Below are 20738 nucleotides of genomic sequence, written 5' to 3'. Positions count from 1 at the left end.
AGTTGCCAAGGGCGGCTCCCGCCTCGTCCGATGAATAGGTGGGCTACGTGCATATGGCTGAGGGGCGGAGGTGGACGCAGACGTGTGAGGTTCACGGTGGTCAGCTGAGCACGCTGCGGAGTCGATCTTGAAAGCCCGAGGTGGAATCCCTGAGAGATGGGATCACACACGTTAACTCTTCCAGGTCTGTAAGCACCTCTTTTAGCTCGTTTTTCGACTTGAAGGTATTCAGGAAGTTTGTTAGGTGTTGATTCGCGATATCCCATCGCGAAATGGCGCAGCAGGCAATGAACAGATTGCCTTTCCCGTTTACTGACCTGGGTCCCGTACCGGTTGCATCGCGGGCAAAGATCTCAACTGCTCGGTCAATGGGAAGCTGCCAACTCGGATCCTCTGTCAGATGTAGGATGAGTCCTTTTTCGTAAAGGCACCAACCGTCTTGGGGGTCGAGTTCGATGGCGTGGTTGAGGTCTGTGAGTGCTTCTTCGTACCGGCCGAGGTGGCGGTGGGTGATGCCGCGGTGGGCGATGGCCCAGTCGTAGTCGGGTTTGAGTTCGGTGGCGTGGTTGAGGTCGGCGAGTGCTTCTTCGTACCGGCCCATGTCTTGGTGGGTGATGCCGCGCTCGGCGAAGTGTGAACTGTCTTGGGGTTCGAGTTCGATGGCGTGGTTGAGGTCTGTGAGTGCTTCTTCGTACCGGCCCATGAGGCGGTGGGTGATGCCGCGGTGGGCGATGGCCCAGTCGTAGTCGGGTTTGAGTTCGGTGGCCTGGTTGAGGTCGGCGAGTGCTTCTTCGTACCGGCCCATGTCTTGGTAGGTGATGCCGCGCTCGGCGAAGTGTGAACTGTCTTGGGGTTCGAGTTCGATGGCGTGGTTGAGGTCCGTGAGTGCTTCTTCGTACCGGCCCATGAGGCGGTGGGTGATGCTGCGCTGGGCGATGGCCCAGTCGTAGTCGGGTTTGAGTTCGGTGGCGTGGTTGAGGTCGGTGAGAGCCTCCTCGTACCGTTCCATCAGGCGGTGGGTGATGCCGCGCTCGGCGAAGTGTGAACTGTCTTGGGGTTCGAGTTCGATGGCGCGGTTGAGGTCTGCGAGAGCCTCCTCATGCCGGCCCATGAGGCGGTGGGTGACACCGCGCTGGGCGAAATTCCATGCGTCTTGGGGGGCGATTTCTGTGGCGCGGTTGAGGTCTGCGAGTGCCTCTTCGTGCCGGCCCATGAGGCGGTGGGTGAAGCCGCGCTGGGCGATGGCCCATTCGTAGTCGGGTTTGAGTTCGATGGCGTGGTTGAGGTCTGTGAGTGATTCCTCGTACCGATCCATCAGGCGGTGGGTGACGCCGCGCTGGGCGATGGCCCATTCGTAATCGGGGTTGAGTTCTGTGGCGTGGTTGAGGTCTGCGAGTGCTTCTTCGTGCCGGCCCATGTCCTGGTAGGTGATGCCGCGCTCGGTGAAGTGTGAACAGCCTTGGGGGTTGAGTTCTGTGGCGTGGTTGAGGTCTGCGAGTGCTTCTTCGTACCGGCCCATGAGGCGGTGGGTGGTGCCGCGCTGGGCGATGACCCATTCGTAGTTGGGTTTGAGTTCGGTGGCGTGGTTGAGGTCTGCGAGTGATTCCTCGTACCGATCCATCAGGCGGTGGGTGACGCCGCGCTGGCCGAAATTCCATGCGTCTTGGGGATCGAGTTCGATGGCGCGGTTGAGGTCGACAAGTGATTCATCGTACTGGCTCAAGGCCCTGTAGACGACGCCGCGATGCGCGATGGCCCATTCGTGGTCGGGTACGAGTTCGGTGGCGCAGTTGAGGTCTGCGAGTGCTTCCTCGTACCGATCCACGCGCAGGTGGGCGACGCCGCGCTGGGCGAAATTCCATGCGTCTTGGGGATCGAGTTCGATGGCGCGGTTGAGGTCGGCGAGAGCCTCCTCGTAACGGGCCGAGAGGATGTACGTGAAACCGCGCTGGGCGAAGTTTGAACCGTCTTGGGGGGCGATTTCTATGGCGCGGTTGAGGTCGGCAAGAGCCTCTTCATGTCGACCCATTAGCCGGTAGGTGATTCCGCGACCGTAATAAGCCCGTGAGCTACGCGAATTTAGGGCGATAGATTTGTCGTATTGGATGATGGCATCTTCGTACTGATCGGCATTGCGGTGATCTCGGCCGCAGAGAAGGTGGGCGAATGCCTTTCCGTCAGGGCTGAGGTGCGCACGGGCCATGAGAAGAGACAAAGCCCTGATCTCAGGGTGCTGGTCGTGGTCCAGGTCCAGTGCGGTGAGGAGCTGTCGGCCCCAGTCAAGGACCTCACTAGCGTCGGCGTCTCGGCCAACCTGGATGAGCGTTTGCACCCACCGACGCAGGGTGGCGGTGCCGTGGTCGTAGGCGTCGAGGAGTTCGCGAAGCGTCTGAGAGAGAGCTGCGTGGGGGTCGGCGCAGAGACAGTGGTAGGTCTCTTGCAAACGGAGGCTTCGCCAGTCTTGGCTTTCCCACCAGCCGTTCTCCGGCGGGACCCCTTCCTCCAGTTGAGCCCGTTGCCTTCGGAAGGCAACGGCGAGCCGAGTGTGTTGGTCCTTCCAGCGCGCGCGGGATTGCTGGCGCTGGAGGCGTAGCATTGTGTCGCGCACGACGTCGTGGTACTGGCAGCGACCTGCGCGGTCGGTAACGAAGGGGAGGGAACGCAGCCAGTCGAACTGGCCTGCGGCATCTTCACCCACCGATATCCGGTAGACATCTTCGTCGATTTCCTGGGGTATGGCGCAAGCGAGTGCCGCAGCACGACGGGTCGGGTCAGTCTCCCACTTCAAGAACCGCTCCACTGCGGTGCCGCTTGGGTCTCCGACGTCTTCGGCGCTAGCGGGTCGGGCCTCGGCTAGCGTAGACAGGAGCACAGGTAGCCGTCCGGACAGTCGCAGGATCACTTCCACGGTGCGTTCATCGGTGATGCCTTTAGACGACAGGAATCTGCGAGCTTCGGCTTCGGTGAACACCTCCAACGGCAGATCGGTGACTAGGTCCAAGCAGTCGGCCCAGGTGCGGGTGTCCAATCGGTTTTGCCCGGCGAGCACGACCAGCACGTTCGCCGGGAGTTCTCCGTACCTGTCGGAAGTCAGGATGTCGCGCAGCCAGACGTCCAGGAGCGGACCAGTGCGCTCGTAGGTGTCTACGAATAGCGCCACCCATGGGCGGCGCTGTGCGACCTCGGCCAGGTCCTGGAGAAACAGCGGGGTGAGGACCTTTACCGGGGACATGACGAGCTGGATATCGTCGTGGTTGCGAAACCGAGTGCTGAGCATCGCCTTCATTCGGTCGGCCCCGGCGGCCACTTGGTGGGGGTCGACCGCACCGGTGAAGGCCCCAACCCCCGGTAGCATTCCGAGGCCGACCAGTCCCACCTGTGCAGCGATCAAACTGCCTGGCGATGGGGTCGACGCGGCTGGTCCCGATCCCGTTTCTGATTCTCCAGCCGGCAGCTGGGTTCCTGGCACGGGGCCAGACGCAGCATCGACCTCGTGCCGACGCTGCCGGTAGACCGCTAAGGCCTTGTCAAAGCTCTTAAGAGCCACGCCCTGCTGGGAGCATTGCGTACTGAGGGCCTCCATGGCTTCCACCACATCGGCGACGGACTCATCCACGTACCCCGTGACCGCCTGACGCTCCCGGGCCTCGCTTTCCATGCGGCGTAGCAGAGTGGACTTCCCGACGCCGGCGGGGCCGTGAATGTGGAAGAGGAACTCCGCGGCTGCTTCGGGAGGCCGACTGAGGGTGTCTGTGAGCGCCGCGAGCTCGCCCTGCCGTCCTACGAACCCATCCCGGCGCCGTTGCCGGATCAGCTCTTGCCGCGAGATCTTCTGTACTGCCACCGCTTCTCCCCTCCCGGAAACGGCAGATGCACCGCCGCGGCTATGCTCCCAGGTTGCAAGCGCGGATACGAGGCGGATCCGAGCTACTCCGGCGCCCTTTATGAGGCGCTTCGATGCTATTGGCGGGTGTGGGAGGAAGCGCGGGAGTACACGCTCCCACCTGAGCGCGTCGACTCGCCGTTGGCCGGCCGCCCGTACGACCTACGGCACGCCTGCATCACGCGATGGCTGAACGCGGGAGTACCGATCGCCGAGGTTGCCCGGCGAGCCGGCAACTCTCCGGAGGTCATTCACCGGCGCTATCACGGCTGCATTGACGGCCACGAAGAAGCGGCCAACGCGAAGATCACTAAGCCCTGGAAGAAGAGGGAGATGCGACGTAGGGGCACTTCACGGTCTGGCGGTGTTCCCTGGATCGGGCAGTTTTGGGAGCATGAGCATGACTGTGCGTCCGATAGCTGAGGGGGAGCTGGTGACCCAGTCCGAGATCTCTGCGGCCTGGATTGGCCTCGGTGGGGTGGTCGTAGGTGCAGTGGCTACTGCTGCGGCAGCTCGATACACGTTGCTCGGCGGTGTCAGGACGGCCACCATCGACCAGCTAATACCGCTGCAGACCGAGCTTCGCTCCTTCACCTCGCCGTATGTCGAGGCAAGGATCCAGCTGATGCCAGTCCTGGGGGGCCTTCTTCCTCCCGCCCCCTGGGTGAAGATTTCACCGGCGCTACCTCGCTATGCGCCAGCCTGGTGCTCCATGGCGCCCAACCCCGTGGCGCTGTACGAGAGGCCGGAGTTGGTGCGGAGCACTGCTGCCCAGGTTGATGCCCTCATCCGATCTGACCAGGCACGCGGTGATTCGACACTCTCCTTGGATACCCACCGCTGGGCGCGTGTTTTGCACAGGGAGCTGGGTGAAGCGGTTGACGACTTCAGCCGTGAGCTGAAGCGTCTCGCGAGGCGGGGGCTAGGAGTCATGTAGGCGACGCGGCCCGCGTCGTCGGGTGTATCGCAGATGGTGCGCGAACGCTGAGAGACAACGAGAGAGGGCGGGAGTCAGTGAGACTGACTCCCGCCCTCTTCTGTCGGCATCCGCCCTGGTCAAATGCTAGTTTCGGCATATACCTAGGCGAGTGCCCCCGGCAGGATTCGAACCTGCGCACACGGCTCCGGAGGCCGTTGCTCTATCCCCTGAGCTACGGGGGCGTCTGGCGTTGAGCTGTTGCTCGCGGCGACGGGTAGAACACTACCAGCTCGGTCGGGGTGATCAGGAACGGGTTTCCTGGGGCGCTCCCCCGCGCGGGGCGGAAGTCGGGAAAACGCGGACGCGGTGGCCGGTCCGGACCTACTCTCGAGTTGTGCCAGGGGTGTCGGGCCGGGTGCTTGTTGTGGACGACAACAAGGTCATCCGGCAGCTGATCAGGGTCAATCTCGAACTGGAGGGTCTCGAGGTCGTGACCGCGGCCGATGGTGCCGAGTGTCTGGATGTCGTTCATCAGGTGCGGCCCGATGTGATCACCCTTGATGTCGTCATGCCCCGGCTCGACGGTCTGCGGACCGCCGCTCTGCTCCGTGCCGACCCCCGCACCCATGACATTCCCCTCGCCATCGTCAGCGCCTGCACTCAGTACGAGGTCGAGACCGGCCTTGATGTCGGTGTCGACGCCTTCCTCGCCAAACCCTTCGAGCCCTCCGAACTCGTGCGGCTCGTAAGGGAGTTGATGGCGCATCGGCGAGGGACGGAAGAGTCGGAGGAGCGGGAGCGCGGGGGAGACGGTGGTGAGGGTGGCGAGGGTGGTGAGGTCGAGTTCTCCGGGGAGTGGGCCGGGGGCAACCCCGTCTACCCGTAGGGGCCATGCAATCGGCGGCCCGGCCCTGCGGCTCGGCCCTGCGGTCCGGCCCTGCGGCCCAGCCCGCATCAATTCCGTGAACCGTGGGGCCGTGGGGCCGTGGCGCCGTCGCGCGGCCGTGGGCCTACGGTCCCTCCCGAGCGCAGGCCCGCACGCCCGACGCCCGCACGCCCGCAGGCCCGACGCCCGCAGGCCCCGCAGGCCCGAGGCCCCCGTAGGACTACAGGCCCCATCCCGCACGTAAGGCCCCAGGGCCGCAGCCCCATGGCCCCTGTCGCCCACACAGCCCCCACACCGCCCCCCATGTCCACATCCCGGACCCCCTTCCAAACCGGGTCGCCTGCCCGCCCCCCTCCTCCCCTACGCTTGTCCCGTGACGCCCGTCGAGCTCTCCCGTACCGTGCTGCGCGCGGTGCGTCGTGCTGTTGACGAGGGGGAGCTGAGCGTGAGCGTGCCGGAGCGGGTCGTGGTCACGCCGCCGGGGCCCGGTGGGTGTGGGGACTACGCCACCAACATCGCGCTTCAGCTCGCCCGCCCGGCCGGGCAGCCCCCCCTGCGGGTCGCCGAGATCCTGGTGCCCCATCTCGCGGACGCCGCCGGCGTCGATGACGTCGTCGTCACCGGACCCGGGTTCCTGAACATCAGCCTCAGCCCCACCGCGTCCCCCACGGCGACCCTGGTCGCCGAGATCCGTGCCCTCGGCCCCGGCTACGGCCACGGCGACGCCCTCGCCGGGCAGGTGGTCGCGCTGCGGGTGCCGTACGACGTCCGGGCCGAGGTCGTCGCCGACGCCGTCGTACGGATCGTCGCGACCCAGGGCGGCCGCGGGGAGGTCGGTCACGGTGAGGTCGGTCACGGTGATCCCGTCAGCCTCCGGCCCGTGCCGGCGCCCGAGGACCCGGCCCCGCTCGGACCCGACGCCGCCCAGTGGGCCCTGCTGCATCCCGCCGCCCATGACCGGCCCCGGATCACCGCCGACCACCTGGTGCAGCGCGAGAGCAATCCGCTCTTCCGGGTGCGGTACGCCCACGCCAGGACGCGAGCCGTCGGCCGGGGTGCCGGACGGCTCGGCTTCGCTGCCGAACCCGGCGACGTCCCCGGCGCCCCGGGCGACCTCGTCACCGCCCTCGCCGACTACCCCCGCATCCTCACCGCCGCGGCCACCCACCGCGCCCCCGACCGGCTCGCCCGGCATCTCGTCACCGTCGCCGATGCCGCCCTGCCTTTCCTGCCGACCGTGCTGCCCCGTGGCGAGGAGAAACCCTCGGCCGCCCACCGCGCCCGGCTCGCCCTCGCCGAAGCCACCGGGACGGTGCTGGCCGGCGGCCTGTTCCTGCTCGGCATCGACGCACCCGATCACCTCTGAAGAGAGCGCCTGAAGAGCAATGAGCCGTTCCGCACATCCCGCCGGGCCCCGCCACGCCGACGTCCTGGCCGAGGGCCACTACACCGCCCCGCCCACCGACCTCAACGCCCTCGATCCCAAGGTGTGGGCCCAGACCGTCAGGCGGGACGCCGACGGGGTCGTCACCGTCGGCGGTGTCGACGTGAAGACCCTCGCCGAGCAGCACGGCACCCCCGCCTACGTTCTCGACGAGACCGACTTCCGGGCCCGGGCGCAGGCCTGGCGCACCGCCTTCGGCCCGGAGGCCGACGTGTTCTACGCCGGTAAGGCCTTCCTGTCCCGGGCCGTCGTGCGCTGGCTGCACGAGGAAGGCCTCAACCTCGATGTGTGCTCCGGCGGCGAGCTGGCCACCGCCCTCTCCGCCGGGATGCCGGCCGACCGGATCGCCTTCCACGGCAACAACAAGTCGACGGAGGAGATCGAGCGGGCGGTCGAGGCCGGCGTCGGGCGGATCGTGCTCGACTCGTTCCAGGAGATCGTGCGGGTCGCCCACATCGCCCAGTCCCGCGGCACGCGGCAGCGCGTCCAGATCCGTATCACCGTCGGCGTCGAGGCCCACACGCACGAGTTCATCGCCACCGCCCACGAGGACCAGAAGTTCGGGATTCCGCTGGCCGGGGGCCAGGCCGCCGAGGCGGTACGGCGGGCGCTGCAGCTGGACGGGCTGGAGGTCATCGGGATCCACTCGCACATCGGGTCGCAGATCTTCGACATGTCAGGCTTCGAGGTCGCCGCGCACCGGGTCGTGGGGCTGCTGAAGGACATCCGTGACGAGCACGGTGTCGAGCTGCCCGAGATCGATCTGGGCGGCGGGCTCGGTATCGCGTACACGAGTGACGACGATCCCCGGGAGCCGCACGAGATCGCCAAGGCGCTCACCGAGATCGTCACCCGGGAGTGCGAGGCCGCCCGGCTGCGGACTCCGCGTATCTCCGTCGAGCCGGGGCGGGCCATCGTCGGGCCGACCGCCTTCACCCTCTACGAGGTCGGCACCATCAAGCCCCTCGACGGGCTGCGGACGTATGTCTCCGTCGACGGCGGCATGTCCGACAACATCCGGACCGCGTTGTACGACGCCGAGTACAGCGTCGCTCTCGTGTCGCGGACGAGCGACGCCGAGCCGATGCTCGCCCGGGTCGTCGGCAAGCACTGCGAGAGCGGGGACATCGTGGTGAAGGACGCGTTCCTGCCGGGCGACCTGGCACCCGGTGACCTGATCGCCGTACCGGCCACCGGTGCCTACTGCCGGTCCATGGCGAGCAACTACAACCATGTGCTCCGGCCGCCCGTCGTCGCGGTCCGCGACGGCGAGTCCCGGGCCATCGTCCGCCGGGAGACGGAGGAGGACCTCCTGCGCCTCGACGTCGGATGACCTCCGATGACCTCCGACCTCCGATGACCTCCGATGACATCCGATGGCGCAGACGGAAGATCTCCTGTCCGGCCCCCTCCGCAAAATGAAATAGATGTCTCACGATCCGGACGAAGGGTAGAAACTCCCGTCCGGTGAGTGAGACTGGTCCAACCGTAGACGGTATGAGGAAACGAGGTCGGATGATGCGTACGCGTCCGCTGAAGGTGGCGCTGCTGGGCTGTGGAGTAGTCGGCTCAGAGGTGGCGCGCATCATGACGACGCACGCCGACGACCTGGCGCAGCGCATCGGCGCCCCGATCGAACTGGCCGGGGTGGCCGTGCGCCGGCCCTCCAAGGTCCGTGAGGGCATCGACCCGAGCCTGGTGACCACCGACGCCACCGCCCTCGTGAAACGCGGCGACATCGACGTCGTCGTCGAGGTCATCGGAGGCATCGAGCCCGCCCGCACCCTCATCACCACCGCCTTCGAGCACGGCGCCTCCGTCGTCTCCGCCAACAAGGCGCTGCTCGCCCAGGACGGCGCCGACCTGCACGCGGCCGCCGAGCAGAACGGCAAGGACCTCTACTACGAGGCCGCCGTCGCCGGTGCCATCCCCCTGATCCGGCCGCTGCGCGAGTCCCTGGCCGGCGACAAGGTCGACCGGGTGCTGGGGATCGTCAATGGGACAACCAATTTCATCCTCGACAAGATGGACTCGACGGGGGCCGGTTATCAGGAGGCCCTCGACGAGGCCACCGCGCTCGGGTACGCGGAAGCCGACCCCACCGCCGATGTCGAGGGCTTCGACGCGGCCGCCAAGGCCGCCATCCTCGCCGGGATCGCCTTCCACTCGCGGGTGCGCCTCGACGACGTCTACCGCGAGGGCATGAACGAGGTCACCGCCTCCGACTTCGCCTCCGCCAAGAACATGGGCTGCACCATCAAGCTGCTCGCCATCTGCGAGCGGGCGGCGGACGGCGGCTCCGTCACCGCCCGCGTGCACCCCGCGATGATTCCGCTGACCCACCCGCTCGCCTCCGTGCGCGGCGCGTACAACGCCGTCTTCGTCGAGTCCGCCGCGGCCGGCCAGCTGATGTTCTACGGTCCCGGCGCCGGCGGCGCCCCGACCGCGTCCGCGGTCCTCGGCGACCTGGTCGCCGTCTGCCGCAATCGGCTCAGCGGGGCAACGGGGCCCGGCGAGTCGGCCTACGCCGCCCTGCCGGTGTCGCCCATGGGCGATGTCGTCACGCGCTACCACATCAGCCTCGACGTCGCCGACAAACCGGGTGTTCTCGCCCAGGTGGCGACCGTGTTCGCCGAACACGGGGTTTCCATCGATACGGTTCGCCAGCAGGGCAAGGACGGCGAGGCCTCCCTCGTCGTCGTCACCCACCGGGCCTCCGACGCCTCCCTGTCCGGGACCGTCGAGGCGCTGCGCAAGCTCGACACCGTGCGGGGTGTCGCCAGCATCATGCGGGTTGAAGGAGAGTAACGAGCAATGACCCACCAATGGCGCGGAATCATCGAGGAGTACCGGGACCGGCTGCCCGTCTCCGACACCACGCCGGTCGTGACGCTCCGCGAGGGCGGCACGCCCCTCGTGCCCGCGCAGGTGCTCTCCGAGCGCACGGGGTGCGAGGTCCACCTGAAGGTGGAGGGCGCCAACCCCACCGGGTCCTTCAAGGACCGCGGTATGACCATGGCCATCTCCAAGGCCAAGGAGGAGGGCGCGCAGGCGGTCATCTGCGCCTCCACGGGCAACACCTCCGCCTCCGCCGCGGCCTACGCCGTGCGCGCCGGCATGGTCTCGGCCGTGCTCGTGCCGCGGGGCAAGATCGCGCTCGGCAAGATGGGCCAGGCCCTCGTGCACGGCGCGAAGATCCTCCAGGTCGACGGCAACTTCGACGACTGCCTCACCCTCGCCCGCAAGCTGAGCGAGAACTACCCGGTGGCGCTGGTCAATTCGGTGAACCCGGTGCGCATAGAGGGGCAGAAGACGGCCGCCTTCGAGATCGTGGACATGCTCGGCGACGCGCCCGACATCCACGTCCTGCCGGTCGGCAACGCGGGCAACATCACCGCGTACTGGAAGGGCTACAAGGAGTACGCCGCGGACGGGATCGCCGCCGGGACCCCCCGGATGTGGGGATTCCAGGCCTCCGGTTCCGCACCCATCGTGCGCGGCGAGATCGTCAAGGACCCCTCGACCATCGCCACCGCGATCCGGATCGGCAACCCCGCCTCCTGGCAGTTCGCGCTCGCCGCCCGGGACGAGTCCGAGGGCTTCATCGACGAGGTGACGGACCGTGAGATCCTGCGCGCCTACCGGCTGTTGGCCGCTCAGGAGGGCGTCTTCGTGGAGCCCGCCTCCGCCGCCTCCGTGGCCGGTCTACTCAAGGCCGCCGAGCAGGGCAAGGTCGACCCGGGCCAGCGCATCGTCTGCACCGTCACCGGCAACGGCCTGAAGGACCCCGACTGGGCCGTCGCCGGCGCCCCACAGCCGGTCACCGTGCCCGTCGACGCGGCCGCCGCGGCCGAGCGGCTCGGACTCGCCTAGAGAACCACCGGAGGGGCGCCCGGGAACCGCACGAGCCGGGCCCGGGAACCGCACGAGCCGGGCCCGGGAACCGCACGAGCGGTGTCCGGGCAACGCTCGGCCAACCCCCGGCGGGCAACCGGTGAACAGATCGCGGCGTCCTAAACAGGGGACTCCCTAAGGAAGGGGCACAGGGGGCTTACGACACGCATCGTGCGCCTCCTGTGCGCCCTATGTCGCGACAGAACTTTCCTTCGATAGGCTGTACCGAACCCGCCCGCTGCATATGCCTTCGCATATGGCGCGGTGCCGTGCCGCCTCCGCGGCCCGAGGTTCCCTCAGGTACCTATCGAGTGTCATTCGACCATCACGCAGCTCAAGGAGAGTCATCGAGCGATGGCCGGTCCAGCGTTCCGCGCCGCCGCCGTCCGGGTGCGCACCCCCGCCACCAGCGCCAACCTCGGTCCGGGCTTCGATGCCCTGGGCCTCGCGCTGGGGCTCTACGACGATGTCGTCGTACGGGTGGCCGACTCCGGGCTGCACATCGACATCGCGGGTGAGGGCAGCGAGACGCTGCCGCGTGACGAGAGCCACCTCCTCGTACGCTCCCTGCGCACCGCCTTCGACCTGCTGGGCGGACAGCCCCGCGGCCTGGAGATCGTGTGCGCCAATCGCATCCCGCACGGCCGTGGCCTGGGCTCCTCCTCCGCCGCCATCTGCGCCGGCATCGTCGCCGCGCGTGCCGTGACCATAGGTGGCGAGGCCAGGCTCGACGACGCCGCGCTCCTCGAACTGGCCACCGAGATCGAGGGTCACCCCGACAACGTCGCGGCCTGTCTGCTGGGCGGCTTCACGCTCTCCTGGATGGAGTCCGGCGCCGCCCGGGCGATCAGGATGGACCCCGCCGATTCCATCGTTCCGGTGGTTTTCGTGCCCGGGAAGCCGGTGCTCACCGAGACCGCGCGCGGACTGCTCCCGCGCACCGTGCCCCACGTCGACGCCGCCGCCAATGCGGGCCGGGCCGCCCTACTCGTCGAGGCCCTCACCAGGCGCCCCGAGCTGCTGCTGCCCGCCACCGAGGACCGTCTGCACCAGGAATACCGCGCCCCGGCCATGCCGGAGAGCGCGGCGCTGGTGGAGCGGCTGCGCGCCGACGGCATCCCGGCCGTGATCTCCGGCGCCGGACCCACCGTCATGGCGCTGGCCGATGCCGCGAGCGCCGACAAGGTAGAGGCGCTGGCCGGCTCGGACTGGGCCGCCAACCGGCTGAACCTCGACGTCCAGGGAGCGAGCGTGCTGCCGCTTGCGCCCTCCAGTGACATTTGACTGCGAACGGTTGCCGGATTTGGAGAGGGGGAATGTTTGTTGGATCCGGTAGTGTTAATCTCAAGTCTGCACCCGACCCCACCATGGCGAGGTGCTTCGTGTCCCCGTCCGGGACAGACATTCTTCCGGGAGTCTCCCAAGCCACTCAGCGTTTCGTATGTCGTACCTGGGCAGTACGCCGTACGCGGGCACTGAGCGGGCCGCTGGGCACGCTCCGGAATTGGTGCTACCACGCCACGTGACACCGGGTGCCACGGCTGAGGAAGCGCCGTCACCAGAAATTCTCTCCGCCGCTTTGGCGGACCACCGCCCCGGCACGGTCCACACAGCAAGGACCGCAGCCGGACAGCACAACCGGTCGCCGAGCCAGACAGGCCGACGTCCGCTCCAGGGAAGGACCCTTCGTGAGCGACACCACCGATCTGATGGGCGCACGTGTCGAGGAGACCGCTGCCGCGCCCGCCACGGACGCCTCCGCGCCTGCCACCGGTGCCGGCTCCCGGCGGCGCCGCGGTACCGGCCTCGAGGGCATGGTGCTGGCAGAGCTTCAGCAGGTCGCATCCGGCCTCGGTATCAGGGGCACGGCGCGGATGCGCAAGAGCCAGCTGATCGAGGTCATCAAGGAGGCGCAGGCCGGCGCGGGCGCCGCCCCCAAGGCCACTGAGAGCGCCACCGAGACCAAGCCGAAGCGCCGGGCCACCTCCAAGGCCCGTACGGGCGGCGAGGTCGCCGGGAAGCAGGCGGAGCAGGCCGCCGAGGCCCCCGCCGAGCAGGCCGTGGCCCAGCAGCAGATCGAGATTCCCGGCCAGCCCGCCGGCGGCACCGCCCGTGACGCCGAGCGTGGTGGCGAGGACGCGCCGGCCGAGCGCCGCCGTCGCCGGGCCACCGCCGAGGTCGGCAGCCCCACCGCGAGCGGCGCCGAGACCGTCGTCGCCGAGGCGAAGAGTGAGCCGAAGACCGAGACGCCCGCCGCGCAGCCGCAGGGCGACGCCGACGGCGAGGGCCGCGGCCGCCGTGACCGCCGTGACCGCGGCCGGGACCGTGACCGGCGCGGCAAGGGCGACGAGCAGCAGGGCGGTGGCCAGGGCGGCCGCCAGGACCGGGACCGTCAGGACCGGGACCGTCAGGACCGGGACCGTCAGCAGCCGCAGCAGCAGGGCGGCGGCCGGCAGGACCGCAACGCCGGCCCGCAGGACGACGACGACTTCGACGGCGGTCGCCGTGGCCGTCGCGGCCGGTACCGGGACCGCCGGGGCCGTCGTGGCCGCGACGAGATCGGTGGTGCCGAGCCGCAGCTCGCCGACGACGACGTCCTGATCCCCGTCGCGGGCATCCTGGACATCCTCGACAACTACGCGTTCATCCGGACCTCCGGCTACCTGCCGGGCCCGAACGACGTGTACGTCTCCCTCGCCCAGGTCCGCAAGAACGGTCTGCGCAAGGGTGACCACGTCACCGGTGCGGTCCGTCAGCCCAAGGAGGGCGAGCGCCGCGAGAAGTTCAACGCGCTGGTCCGCCTCGACTCCGTCAACGGCATGGCGCCCGAACACGGCCGTGGCCGCCCGGAGTTCAACAAGCTGACCCCGCTCTACCCGCAGGACCGGCTCCGTCTGGAGACCGACCCGGGCGTGCTGACCACCCGCATCATCGACCTGGTGTCGCCGATCGGCAAGGGCCAGCGCGGTCTGATCGTGGCCCCGCCGAAGACCGGCAAGACCATGATCATGCAGGCGATCGCCAACGCGATCACGCACAACAACCCCGAGTGCCACCTGATGGTCGTCCTCGTCGACGAGCGTCCGGAGGAGGTCACCGACATGCAGCGGTCGGTGAAGGGCGAGGTCATCTCCTCGACCTTCGACCGTCCGGCCGAGGACCACACCACGGTCGCCGAGCTCGCCATCGAGCGCGCCAAGCGTCTGGTGGAGCTGGGCCACGACGTGGTCGTGCTGCTCGACTCGATCACGCGTCTGGGCCGTGCGTACAACCTGGCGGCGCCGGCCTCCGGCCGCATCCTGTCCGGTGGTGTCGACTCGACCGCCCTGTACCCGCCGAAGCGCTTCTTCGGTGCGGCCCGCAACATCGAGGACGGCGGGTCTCTCACGATCCTCGCCACCGCCCTGGTGGACACCGGGTCCCGCATGGACGAGGTGATCTTCGAGGAGTTCAAGGGCACCGGCAACGCGGAGCTCAAGCTCGACCGGAAGCTCGCCGACAAGCGCATCTTCCCTGCGGTGGACGTCGACGCGTCCGGCACCCGTAAGGAAGAGATCCTGCTCGCTCCGGACGAGCTCGCCATCGTCTGGAAGCTGCGCCGGGTGCTGCACGCCCTCGACCAGCAGCAGGCGGTCGAGCTGCTGCTCGACAAGATGAAGCAGACGAAGTCGAACGCCGAGTTCCTGATGCAGATTCAGAAGACGACGCCGACGCCGGGCAACGGCGACTGACCATTGCCCTAGGACAAGGACGGTTCCCCGCGATTGCGGGGGACCGTCCTTTTTCGTTTCTCTCCTCGGTGTAGGATCGCGCCTTCGGTCAGTTGACCGAATTTCGAAATCCTGATCCCGAGGGGGGACTTAGGTGGGTACACCCACGTCCGGGAGTGGTCGGCACAGACGTCGGATACGGTTCGCGCTGCCCGTCGCCGCGGCCGGTGTCGCGGCGGCTGTCACCGCCGCGCTGATCTCGACCTCCGCCAGTGCGGCCACCCTGCCCGCGCCCACGGTCAAGCCGTCCGTCAGCACGACGTCGCAGACCGTCCTGAACAAGCGGATCGCCCGCGCGATCACCGCCGACAGCGGGACGACGACCACCAAGAAGCCGGCCGCCACCGCGAGTGGTTCGGCCGTCTCGCCGAAGATCATCGGTGGCGGTACGACCACCATCTCCTCGGCGCCTTGGATGGCGCAGCTCTGGTACTACGACGACAAGGGCACCACCAGCACCAGCGACGACGTCGGCTTCTTCTGCGGTGGTTCGGTCATCTCGCCCACGAAGATCCTCACCGCGGCGCACTGCGTCAAGGGCTACAAGTGGAGCACCACCGACTCCGCCGTCGTCACCGGCACCGCCTCGCTGCCCACCAGCAACGCCGACGGCACCGCCAACCTGCACGGCGGCACCGCCACCGGCGTCCTGCGGCAGTGGAACCACCCGTCGTACACGGTGACGTCGAACGGCGCCCCCAACAACGACGTCGCCGTGCTCACCCTGGCCGCTCCGGTCAAGGCCACGCCGATCAGGCTGACGACCAACACCGACACGGCCTCCTACAAGGCGAACACCAGCGCCAAGGTCTACGGCTGGGGCCGCACCAGCTCCACCACGGACGACATCTCCGAGACGCTGAAGACGGCCACGCTGCCCGTCCAGTCCGACACCACCTGCACGAACGCCTACGGCAGCGACTTCGTCAAGGGCCACATGGTCTGCGCCGGCCAGGCCGCCACCGGCTCCGACACCGGCACCACCACCACCTGCAACGGCGACTCCGGCGGCCCGCTGGTCGTCGGCGGCCGGATCGTCGGCGTGGTCTCCTGGGGCGTCGTGGACTGTGTCGCCGAGGGCGCTTACCCCGTCTTCACGAAGGTCAGCACCTACGTCGGGGCCGCCTACGCGCAGATCGCCGACACCAACCTGAGCTACACGGACGGCAAGGCCGACCTGTTCGCCCGCAAGTCGTCGTCCAAGGTCGGCTACGAGCTGGACTCCAAGGGCACTACGCTGGCCGCCCGTCAGTCCTGGGGCGACTGGAGCGGCGTGAACTTCATCCTGCAGGCCGACCTCAACCGGGACGGCTTCCAGGACCTGGTCTACCGGGTGGCCTCCACCGGTGACGTCTACTGGGACCACTTCGCGCTGAACAGCGCCCAGACCGACGGCTCCTGGGTCACGAAGAAGATCTTCACCAACTGGAAGACCCGCAAGGCCACCATCATCCCCGGTGACCTCACCGGCGACTACCTGCCCGACGTGCTCTCCGAGGACTCCGGCGGCACGCTCTGGCTGTACCCGGGCAAGGGCGACGGCACCTTCGCCGCCCGCGTCAAGGTCGGCACCGGCTGGAGCCAGTACAACCAGCTGCGCGGCGTCGGCGACTTCAACGGCGACGGCAAGGCCGACCTGCTGGCCCGCAAGAGCAGCGGTGGCGACCTCTACCTGTACAAGGGCACCGGCAAGTCCGGCACCGGCCTCTTCTCGGCCCGGGTGAAGGTCCGTTCCGGCTGGACCGGCTTCAGCACCCTCGCCGCGGTCGGCGACCTGACCGGCGACGGCAAGGCCGACCTGCTGGCCCGTACGACCGGCGGCACGCTGTACCTCTACCCGGGCACGGGTAAGGCGACCAGTGAGATCTTCGGCACAAGGAAGTCGCTCGGTACCGGTTTCCAGCAGTACGACATATTCGGCTGAAATACCTGGTGAGCGGGGTTCGCCCCACTTGCCCGACTACACAGTGTGCCCATCGCCCCACGCGGTGGGCACACTGCGTTGTGCAACCCTTTCCCGAGTTTCGCCGTCTGACCAGGCGGAGCGACGATGGTCTGGTACGTGCCGATGATCCTGGTACGCCGGGCCTGACCCTGACCGCAGGGGGTAACCGAGCAGTCGTACGAGAACAGGGGAGCCCATGTCCGCCGAGAGCACGCCGGAGCCCGCGATACCCCAGGCCGGTCCGAAGGTCCCGGGCCGCCGGGGCAGGGGCCGTCGCCGCAGGGCCCCCAGCACGGGCCACAGGGCGCTCCGCGTCACGGCTTGGACGGCGGCCGGCATCCTCGTTCTCGGCGGCACCGGACTCGGTTACGTGTACTTCAAGCTCAACGGCAACCTCAGGACCGTCGACATCAACCAGGCGCTCGGCAGCGACCGGCCCACCAAGGTCGACAACGGCTCCGAGAACATCCTGGTCCTCGGCTCGGACACGCGCTCCGGTGCCAACAGGAAGCTCGGCGGCGGCGCGGACGACGGCAGCGCCCGATCCGACACGGCGATGATCGTCCACGTCTACCAGGGCCACAAGCGGGCCAGCGTGGTCTCCATCCCCCGGGACACCCTGATCGACCGTCCCGCCTGCAAGGACGCGCAGGGCGTCAGCCACTCCGCCGCGACCGGCGTGATGTTCAACTCCGCGTACTCCACGGGCGGCGCGACCTGCGCGGTCAAGACGGTCGAGTCCATCACGGGTGTCCGCATGGACCACTACCTGGAGGTCGACTTCTCGGGCTTCCAGAAGCTCATCGACGAGCTGGGCGGGGTCACGGTCACCACGACCAAGAGCATCGACGACCCGCAGAGCCACCTCGACCTCAAGGCCGGCAAGCACAGGCTCGACGGTGAGCAGGCGCTCGGCCTGGTCCGCACCCGGCACGGCGTCGGCGACGGCTCCGACCTGGGCCGCATCCAGCTCCAGCAGGCCTTCGTCAAGGCCCTGATCAACCAGGTCAAGCAGGTGGGCGTCTTCACCAGCCCCAAGAAGCTGTACGACCTGGCCGACACCGCGACGAAGACGGTCACCACCGACTCCGACCTGGGCTCGGTGAACTCCCTGATCGACTTCGCGAACGGTCTGAAGTCCATCGGCTCCAAGAACATGCGCATGGTCACGATGCCGGTCGAGTACGACCCGGCGAACCCGAACCGGGTGATCGTGGCCGAGTCCAAGGCCAAGCAGGTCTGGACGGCCCTGAAGAACGACAGACCGATCCCGGCGAGCGCGACGAAGGGGACGGCGACCGGGCAGGCCAAGGGGGTCGTGACGTCGTAGTCCGGCCGCGGGTGCGTTGGGGTTGCTCGCGCAGTTCCCCGCGCCCCCAGGTAACTGCGCTGGTCCCACCTAAAGGGGCGCGGGGAACTGCGCGAACGACCCACGACGGCCCGCACTCGCGCACCACGAAACCGTGCCATCCCCCTAGGCGCGACCATCCCCGGCACCCTTGGGAATACCCTGCCGCTCCCCCCGGTTTTGGGCTATGCGCCCCGCCCTGGCAGACTGGTACGTCGGCCCCGGTTCACGCCCCGCAGCCCGCGGTAGCGACCCGGTGCCCTCCCGAAATCTAGGAGACACCTTGAAGCGCGAGATCCACCCCGAGTACGTCGAGACGCAGGTCAGCTGCACCTGTGGCGCGTCGTTCACCACCCGCAGCACCATCCAGTCCGGCACCATCCGGGCCGAGGTCTGCTCCGAGTGCCACCCGTTCTACACGGGCAAGCAGAAGATCCTCGACACCGGTGGCCGTGTGGCCCGCTTCGAGGCCCGCTTCGGCAAGGCTGCCGCCGGCTCCAAGAAGTAGCGAGCTCCATTTCGCCGGTCCACGGCCGTGTCCCTACCGGGGCGCGCCCGGGACCGGCGTTTTTGGTCGCCCGCCTTCCCTTCCGTACGCAGTATCAGGAGCCCAAAAATGTTCGAGGCCGTCGAGGAACTCGTCGTCGAGCACGCCGACCTGGAGAAGAAGCTCGCCGACCCCTCGGTCCACGCCGACCAGGCCAACGCGCGCAGGCTGAACAAGCGCTACGCCGAACTCACCCCGATCGTCGGCACGTACCGCTCCTGGAAGCAGACCGGCGACGACATCGAGACCGCGCGTGAACTGGCCGCCGACGACCCCGACTTCGCCGCGGAGGTCAAGGAGCTGGACAAGCAGCGCGACGAGCTGACCGAGAAGCTGCGGCTGCTGCTGGTGCCCCGGGACCCGTCCGACGACAAGGACGTGATCCTGGAGATCAAGGCGGGGGCCGGCGGCGACGAGTCGGCGCTGTTCGCCGGTGACCTGCTGCGGATGTATCTGCGGTACGCCGAGCGCGTCGGCTGGAAGACCGAGATCATCGACTCCACCGAGTCCGAGCTGGGCGGCTACAAGGACGTCCAGGTCGCGGTGAAGACCAAGGGCGGCAACGGTGCGACCGAGCCCGGGCAGGGCGTCTGGGCGCGGCTGAAGTACGAGGGCGGCGTGCACCGCGTGCAGCGCGTCCCGGCGACCGAGTCGCAGGGCCGTATCCACACGTCGGCGGCCGGTGTGCTGGTGACCCCCGAGGCCGAGGAGGTCGACGTCGAGATCAATCCGAACGACCTCCGCATCGACGTCTACCGGTCCTCGGGTCCCGGCGGCCAGTCCGTCAACACCACCGACTCCGCCGTGCGCATCACGCACCTGCCCACCGGAGTCGTCGCCTCCTGCCAGAACGAGAAGAGCCAGCTGCAGAACAAGGAGCAGGCCTTGCGTATCCTGCGCTCCAGGCTGCTCGCCGCGGCGCAGGAGGAGGCGGAGAAGGAAGCCGCCGACGCCCGCCGCAGCCAGGTCCGCACCGTCGACCGCTCCGAGAAGATCCGCACCTACAACTTCCCGGAGAATCGCATCTCGGACCACCGCGTCGGCTTCAAGGCGTACAACTTGGACCAGGTCCTGGACGGCGAACTCGACGCGGTGATCCAGGCCTGCGTCGACGCGGACTCGGCCGCGAAGCTCGCGGCCGCGTAAGGCATGCACGACTGAGTACGACACGGAGGACCAGCGTGAACCTGCTGCTCGCCGAGGTGGCCCAGGCCACCCAGCGGCTGGCCGACGCCGGCGTGCCCTCGCCGCGCAACGACGCGGAGGAGCTCGCCGCGTTCGTGCACGGCGTGAAGCGGGGCGCGCTGCACTCCGTCAAGGACTCCGACTTCGACGCCCGCTACTGGGAGGTCATCGCCCGGCGGGAGCAGCGCGAGCCGCTCCAGCACATCACCGGGCGGGCCTACTTCCGCTACCTCGAACTCCAGGTGGGGCCGGGCGTCTTCGTACCGCGCCCGGAGACCGAGTCCGTCGTCGGCTGGGCCATAGACGCCGTACGCGCCATGGACGTGGTCGAGCCGTGCATCGTCGACCTGTGCACCGGCTCCGGCGCCATCGCGCTCGCCCTCGCCCAGGAGGTCCCGCGCTCGCGCGTGCACGCCGTGGAGCTGTCCGAGGAGGCGCTCCAGTGGACCCGCAAGAACGTGGCGGGCTCCCGGGTCGACCTGCGCCAGGGAGACGCCCTGGACGCCTTCCACGACCTCGACGGCCATGTCGACCTGGTCATCTCCAACCCGCCGTACATCCCGCTCACCGAGTGGGAGTACGTCGCCCCCGAGGCGCGCGACTACGACCCGGAGCTGGCCCTGTTCTCCGGTGAGGACGGCCTCGACCTCATCCGGGGCATCGAACGCACCGCGCATCGGCTGCTGCGCCCCGGCGGTGTCGTCGTCATCGAGCACGCCGACACCCAGGGCGGCCAGGTGCCGTGGATCTTCACCGAGGAGCGGGGCTGGGCCGACGCGGCCGACCACCCGGACCTCAACAACCGTCCCCGCTTCGCGACTGCCCGCAAGGCGCTGCCGTGAGCACCCCCCAGACCGATCCCCGGGAGTCCCGGGATTCCCGGACGTACGTGTACTTCGTGTACGAGGAGGCCCGCT

General features: G+C 68.4%; 13 protein-coding genes, 1 tRNA gene and 1 pseudogene. 13 read left to right on the top strand and 2 right to left on the bottom strand.

The annotated features are described in order from the left end of the window. Positions 1-100 precede the first annotated feature (100 nt). Positions 101-3844 carry a tetratricopeptide repeat protein gene (locus AB0N16_RS36945; protein ID WP_365804578.1) on the bottom strand — a complete coding sequence of 1248 codons (3744 nt, stop codon included), beginning with the start codon at positions 3842-3844 and terminating at the stop codon, positions 101-103. A gap of 117 nt (positions 3845-3961) precedes the next feature. On the opposite strand from AB0N16_RS36945, the pseudogene AB0N16_RS36940 reads away from it, so the two are divergent. Beyond that, a pseudogene (locus AB0N16_RS36940) lies at positions 3962-4306 on the top strand (hypothetical protein); the annotation flags it as partial. A 666-nt stretch (positions 4307-4972) separates the two neighbouring features. Here the strand turns inward: AB0N16_RS36940 and AB0N16_RS36935 are convergent. After that, positions 4973-5044: transfer RNA gene (locus AB0N16_RS36935), tRNA-Arg, on the bottom strand. Positions 5045-5196: 152 nt separating this feature from the next. On the opposite strand from AB0N16_RS36935, the gene AB0N16_RS36930 reads away from it, so the two are divergent. From AB0N16_RS36930 to prmC, 12 genes are all read left to right on the top strand, one after another. Beyond that, the gene (locus AB0N16_RS36930) at positions 5197-5688 is read left to right on the top strand and encodes a response regulator (RefSeq protein WP_365804576.1); all 492 of its coding nucleotides are present in this window, start codon (positions 5197-5199) and stop codon (positions 5686-5688) included. 373 nt (positions 5689-6061) lie between these two features. Continuing rightward, positions 6062-7054, top strand: a complete 993-nt coding sequence (gene nrtL, locus AB0N16_RS36925; protein WP_365804574.1) for an ArgS-related anticodon-binding protein NrtL — start codon at positions 6062-6064, stop codon at positions 7052-7054. Between the two features lie 19 nt (positions 7055-7073). Beyond that, positions 7074-8465, top strand: coding sequence for a diaminopimelate decarboxylase (gene lysA, locus AB0N16_RS36920; protein WP_365804572.1), 1392 nt, complete (start codon positions 7074-7076; stop codon positions 8463-8465). Positions 8466-8647: 182 nt separating this feature from the next. Next, positions 8648-9940, top strand: a complete 1293-nt coding sequence (locus tag AB0N16_RS36915; RefSeq protein ID WP_365804570.1) for a homoserine dehydrogenase — start codon at positions 8648-8650, stop codon at positions 9938-9940. Positions 9941-9946: 6 nt separating this feature from the next. Further along, positions 9947-11005 (top strand): threonine synthase, encoded by a 1059-nt coding sequence (gene thrC / locus AB0N16_RS36910; protein ID WP_365804567.1) that lies wholly within the window; start codon positions 9947-9949, stop codon positions 11003-11005. Positions 11006-11380: 375 nt separating this feature from the next. Beyond that, entirely contained in the window at positions 11381-12310 is a 930-nt protein-coding gene (thrB, locus tag AB0N16_RS36905) for a homoserine kinase (protein WP_365804565.1), read from the top strand. A gap of 404 nt (positions 12311-12714) precedes the next feature. Next, positions 12715-14757, top strand: coding sequence for a transcription termination factor Rho (rho, locus tag AB0N16_RS36900; RefSeq protein ID WP_365804563.1), 2043 nt, complete (start codon positions 12715-12717; stop codon positions 14755-14757). Between the two features lie 133 nt (positions 14758-14890). After that, complete coding sequence (locus tag AB0N16_RS36895; RefSeq protein WP_365804560.1) at positions 14891-16720, top strand: trypsin-like serine protease; 1830 nt, start codon at positions 14891-14893, stop codon at positions 16718-16720. 217 nt (positions 16721-16937) lie between these two features. Then, positions 16938-18071, top strand: coding sequence for an LCP family protein (locus AB0N16_RS36890; protein ID WP_365804558.1), 1134 nt, complete (start codon positions 16938-16940; stop codon positions 18069-18071). A 301-nt stretch (positions 18072-18372) separates the two neighbouring features. After that, positions 18373-18597, top strand: coding sequence for a 50S ribosomal protein L31 (gene rpmE, locus AB0N16_RS36885; protein ID WP_190206740.1), 225 nt, complete (start codon positions 18373-18375; stop codon positions 18595-18597). 108 nt (positions 18598-18705) lie between these two features. Continuing rightward, positions 18706-19782, top strand: coding sequence for a peptide chain release factor 1 (gene prfA / locus AB0N16_RS36880; RefSeq protein ID WP_365804555.1), 1077 nt, complete (start codon positions 18706-18708; stop codon positions 19780-19782). 35 nt (positions 19783-19817) lie between these two features. Next, positions 19818-20663, top strand: a complete 846-nt coding sequence (gene prmC / locus AB0N16_RS36875; protein WP_362575517.1) for a peptide chain release factor N(5)-glutamine methyltransferase — start codon at positions 19818-19820, stop codon at positions 20661-20663. Positions 20664-20738 lie beyond the last annotated feature (75 nt).

The organism is Streptomyces sp. NPDC051105, from assembly GCF_040682795.1.
Classification (GTDB): domain Bacteria; phylum Actinomycetota; class Actinomycetes; order Streptomycetales; family Streptomycetaceae; genus Streptomyces.
The sequence above is the reverse complement of the archived record's forward strand: the minus strand, read 5'-3'. Positions and strand labels throughout refer to the sequence as shown.

What these genes read in the sequence shown, in the direction of transcription:
- AB0N16_RS36890 (WP_365804558.1), top strand. Translation starts at nt 16,938, where the DNA reads ATGTCCGCCGAGAGCACGCCGGAGCCCGCGATACCCCAGGCCGGTCCG.
- thrB (WP_365804565.1), top strand. Translation starts at nt 11,381, where the DNA reads ATGGCCGGTCCAGCGTTCCGCGCCGCCGCCGTCCGGGTGCGCACCCCC.
- AB0N16_RS36915 (WP_365804570.1), top strand. Translation starts at nt 8,648, where the DNA reads ATGATGCGTACGCGTCCGCTGAAGGTGGCGCTGCTGGGCTGTGGAGTA.
- lysA (WP_365804572.1), top strand. Translation starts at nt 7,074, where the DNA reads ATGAGCCGTTCCGCACATCCCGCCGGGCCCCGCCACGCCGACGTCCTG.
- prfA (WP_365804555.1), top strand. Translation starts at nt 18,706, where the DNA reads ATGTTCGAGGCCGTCGAGGAACTCGTCGTCGAGCACGCCGACCTGGAG.
- thrC (WP_365804567.1), top strand. Translation starts at nt 9,947, where the DNA reads ATGACCCACCAATGGCGCGGAATCATCGAGGAGTACCGGGACCGGCTG.